General features: G+C 69.4%; 3 protein-coding genes. All 3 read right to left on the bottom strand.

Going from position 1 to position 4,157, the window contains the following annotated elements; genetic code table 11:
• Positions 1–189: 189 nt before the first annotated feature.
• Positions 190–2,592 (bottom strand): MMPL family transporter, encoded by a 2,403-nt coding sequence (locus tag G6016_RS05325; RefSeq protein WP_182631655.1) that lies wholly within the window; start codon positions 2,590–2,592, stop codon positions 190–192.
• 15 nt (positions 2,593–2,607) lie between these two features.
• On the bottom strand, positions 2,608–3,282 hold the full coding sequence (locus G6016_RS05320) for a TetR family transcriptional regulator (protein WP_182631654.1): 675 nt from the start codon (positions 3,280–3,282) through the stop codon (positions 2,608–2,610).
• Positions 3,283–3,531: 249 nt separating this feature from the next.
• Positions 3,532–4,044 (bottom strand): inorganic diphosphatase, encoded by a 513-nt coding sequence (locus G6016_RS05315; protein ID WP_182631653.1) that lies wholly within the window; start codon positions 4,042–4,044, stop codon positions 3,532–3,534.
• Positions 4,045–4,157 lie beyond the last annotated feature (113 nt).

Genomic DNA, 4,157 nt, shown 5'->3' with positions numbered 1-4,157 from the left:
GCCTGGGTGGCCCCGCTCGGGGCGCCCGGCCCAGGTCGGCCCGGCCCGCCCGGCTCCGCACCAACCAGCAGCACCCGCACAAACGAGCAGAGGGTTCTGCACACCTCCCTTTCGGGAAACGTGTGCAGAACCCTCTGCGCGTGTGGGGCCTGCGGGCCGCACCCGTCCGGGCGCGGCCCGCGAGCCGGATCAGCCGACGCTGACGGACTCCCGATCCCGGTCCTCGGCCTTCGCCGGGGCGTCCGGCGCCTCGACGGCGAGGTTCTCGCCCTCGATGTCGACCTTCGGCAGGATGCGGGCCAGCCAGCCCGGCAGCCACCAGGCCTTGTCGCCGAGCAGGTACATCAGCGACGGCATGATCACCATGCGCACGACGAAGGCGTCGAAGAACACGGCTGCAGCGAGTGCGAAGCCCATGGTCTTGATGAACGCCATGTCCATGAGGATGAAGCCGCCGAACACGCTGATCATGATGATCGCGGCGGCGCTGACCACGCGGGCGCCGTACTTGTAGCCGTGCACCACGGCGTCGCTGGCGGATTCACCGTGCGAGTACGACTCGCGCATCCGGGAGACCAGGAACACCTGGTAATCCATGGCCAGGCCGAACACCAGGCCGATGAGGATGATCGGCAGGAAGCTGATGATCGGGGTGCCCTCGACCAGTCCGAGCCAGCCCCACTGGAAGATCGCGACGGTGGCTCCGAGCGTGGCCAGGACCGACAGCAGGAAGCCCAGTGCGGCGGTCAGCGGCACCACGATCGAGCGGAACACCACCATGAGCAGCAGGAACGCCAGGGTCACGACGATCGCCAGGTAGGGGATGAGCGCGTCGAACAGTCGCTCGGACACGTCGGCCTGAATAGCGGTGAGGCCGGTGATGCCGTAGCTGGCGCCGGTCTCGGCAGTGTAGGCGTCCTGGTGGTCACGCATCGTGTGCAGTAGGTCCTCGGTGGCCTCGTCGATCGGGCCGGTGGAGGGCGTGACCAGGATCTGCGCGGTGTCGGCGCTGCTCGGGTCGGCGGGATCGCCGTTGGTCATGACGACCTGGGCGTTGACCACGCCGTCCATCTCGCGGAAGTCGGCGGCCGCGGTCTGGAACGCCGGCATCCGATCCTCGGCGGGGACGTCGGCGGCGTCGACAATCGCCAGCAGCGGTGCGTTGGCGCCGGGGCCGAAGCCACGCTCGAGCAGGTCGGACGCGTCACGTGCGGGGGTGCCCTGCTCCATGGTGGTGTCCGACGGCAGTGCCAGGCGCATGGAGCCGACGGGGATCGCCAGGAGCGCGAGGATGACGACGCCGCCGGCCAGTCCGATCCACGGCTTGGCGCGCATGGCCTTGGCGAAGCGCTCGCCGGCGGTGTGGACGCCCTCGTCCTCGGGGTCGGGGGCGGTGACCTTCGGCAGGTGTCCGGCGAAGACCTTGCCCTTCAGCGCACCGAACAGTGCGGGCAGGAGGGTGAGGGCGATGAGCACGGAGACGACGACGGCGCCGGCCGCCGCGAGAGCCATCACGGACAGGAACGGGATACCCACGACCGTGAGTGCGACGAGCGCGATGAACACGGTGAGTCCGGCGAACACCACCGCAGAGCCTGCGGTACCCACGGCCCGACCTGCGGCGTGCGCCCGGTCGTCGGTGAGTCTGATCTCGTGCTTGTAGCGACTGGCGATGAACAGGGAGTAGTCGATCGCCACGGCCAGGCCGAGCATGGTGGCCAGGATCGGCGTCATGTCGTTGACGTCCACCACCCCGGACAGGGAGTGCACGGACAGGACGGCGATGCCCACACCGACGATCGCGGTGACGATCGGCAGGCCGGCGGCGGCGATCGAGCCGAAGGTGATGGCCAGGACGATGAGGGCCACGACGATGCCGATGATCTCGGACGTGAAACCGATGGCGCCCATGTCCTGGGCGGCGGGGCCGTTGTAGGCCACCTCGAGGCCGAGCTCGTCGCCGGCGGCGGTGACGTCGGTCAGGGACTGGCGCTGCTCGTCGGTCATGTCGACGGCACTGGGGGTGGTCTCGGTGTCGAAGCCGGCCGAGACCTTGTAGACGGACTCATCGGCCGACAGGGGCGAGACCATGGCGGCGTCGGTCTCCGCCTGGGCGGGGTCTCCGCCGGCGGCGACGGTCTGGTCGATCAGGCCCTGGGACTGGGCCTGGACGGCGGTGAGCCACGGCTGGTCGTCGGGCGAGCCCGCCGCGAGGGCTTCCTCGGGGAGGCCGAGCGTGCCCACGGCCTCGGGGGCGTCGAGCCCGGGGATGGCCCGGATCTCGTCGAGGAGGCTGGTGACCTTCTCCTGGTTCTCGGGCGAGGTCAGCGGGCTGCCGTCCTCGGTGGCGATCACCATGTTGAAGGTCGGCGCGGTCTGCGGGTCCTCGCCGGTGTCGCTGGGGAAGCGCTCGGTGAGCAGGGCCTGCGCGCGCTCGGACGGGATGCCGGGGATGGTGAACGAGCTCGAGGCGGGGGCGGAGAACGCCGCCGCCAGCCCGCCGACCACGGCGAGTAGCGCGATCCACGAGGCCAGGACGATGTACCAGCGTCGGTACGAGGCCCGTCCGATGCGGTAGAGGAAGGAAGCCATGTGCTCTGTCTGCTCCTAGTCGGTGTGGAGAGGGTCGGCGGTCGGGTCGGCGGCGGCGGTGGCCACGGCCGGGTCGGTGGGGTTCGCGACGAGCATCGGCAGCGCCGTGAACGCCTCGCGGAGTAGGTCGCGGTTGGTGCGTCCGGAGAATTCGGTGGTGGCCTGCATTCGGATCACGGTGACGGCGAGCGTGAACGAGATCTCGACGATGACGTGCGGCACCACCGAGACGGCGGGGTCTACGCCGAGGCGCCGGGCGATCTCGTCGACGTTGCGCGCCCCGACCTCCGGGTGCGATTCCCGGAGATGGCGACGCAGGTCGGGGTTGGTCTCGATCGCATCGACGAGCGCGCTCAACTCGGCGATGTCCTCGCGGTGCCGGTCCATCATCTCGATCCAGGCATCCCGTAGGGCGTCGGTGCAGCTGAGGCTGTCGGGCTGAGCGTGGAGGAGCTCGTGGAACTCGATGATGAGGTCGGTCGACAGATGCCCGAGCACGGCGGCTTTGCCGGGGAAGTAGTTGTGGAACGTCCGGACCGAGACGCCGGCCGTGCGCGCGATCGCCTCGACGGTCGTGGCCTCGTAGCCCTCACGCGCGACGTGGTGCAGCGCGGCATCGGCCAGCGCGGAGCGGGTCTGCGCCTTCTTCGCTTCGCGCAGCCCTCGGGGTTTGAGGCAATCGGGGGACACCTCGCCCACGGTACGGATCGTGCATGGTCGTGCAAAGTTGCAGAACGGTGAAATCACCGTGATTATCGTCACCGTGACCTGCGACATACCCGCAGCGCCACTGCCTGTCTCGCGGCCCGAGCCACCCCACCCAGCCAAAAAAGACCCGTGCCCAGCACCTCGTGGGTGCCGGGCCCGGGCCGGTCGGCCGCAGGGCCGGTGTGCCGGAGTGCCGGAGGAGACCTGTCGGCCCCCCGGAGTGGCGGTGCGTCAGCCCCGGAAGGGCTCGGCCTTCTCCTCGGGGTGCTCGACGAAGTTGTCGAGGCCCTCCTGGACGAGCTTCTCGCCCCAGGCCTTGTCCTTCCACTCGCCGGGCGTGACGTGCTTGCCGGGCTCGAGGTCCTTGTAGTGCAGGAAGAAGTGCTCGATGGCCTTGAGCTCGAACTCGGGCACGTCGGCCACGTCCTGGATGTGGTCCCAGCGCGGGTCGAGCGCGGGCACGCACAGCAGCTTGTCGTCGCCGCCGGCCTCGTCGGACATGGTGTAGACGGCCACGACGCGCGCGTTGACGATCACGCCGGGGAACACGGACTCGTCGAGCAGCACCAGGGCGTCGCACGGGTCACCGTCGTCGGCGAGGGTCTTGTCGATGTAGCCGTAGTCGGCGGGGTATCCCATCGAGGTGAACAGGAACCGGTCGAGGTAGATCTTCCCGGTCTCGTGGTGGATCTCGTACTTGTTGCGCGAGCCCTTGGGGATCTCGATGGTCACTTCGACGGTCACTGGCGTACCTCGCTGAATCGGCGTGCGTGGGGATCCGGGTCGGCAGCGCCCGGGCTAATCCGGGCTGATTCTAATAGGCGGGCAGGCGTCGGGGGCGAACGTGGTCGCCGGGG

The organism is Dietzia aerolata (assembly GCF_014144865.1).
Classification (GTDB): Bacteria; Actinomycetota; Actinomycetes; order Mycobacteriales; family Mycobacteriaceae; genus Dietzia; species Dietzia aerolata.
The sequence above is the reverse complement of the archived record's forward strand: the minus strand, read 5'-3'. Positions and strand labels throughout refer to the sequence as shown.

Excerpts from the sequence above, each read along its gene's own strand:
- G6016_RS05325 (WP_182631655.1), bottom strand. The coding sequence starts at position 2,592 with ATGGCTTCCTTCCTCTACCGCATCGGACGGGCCTCGTACCGACGCTGG.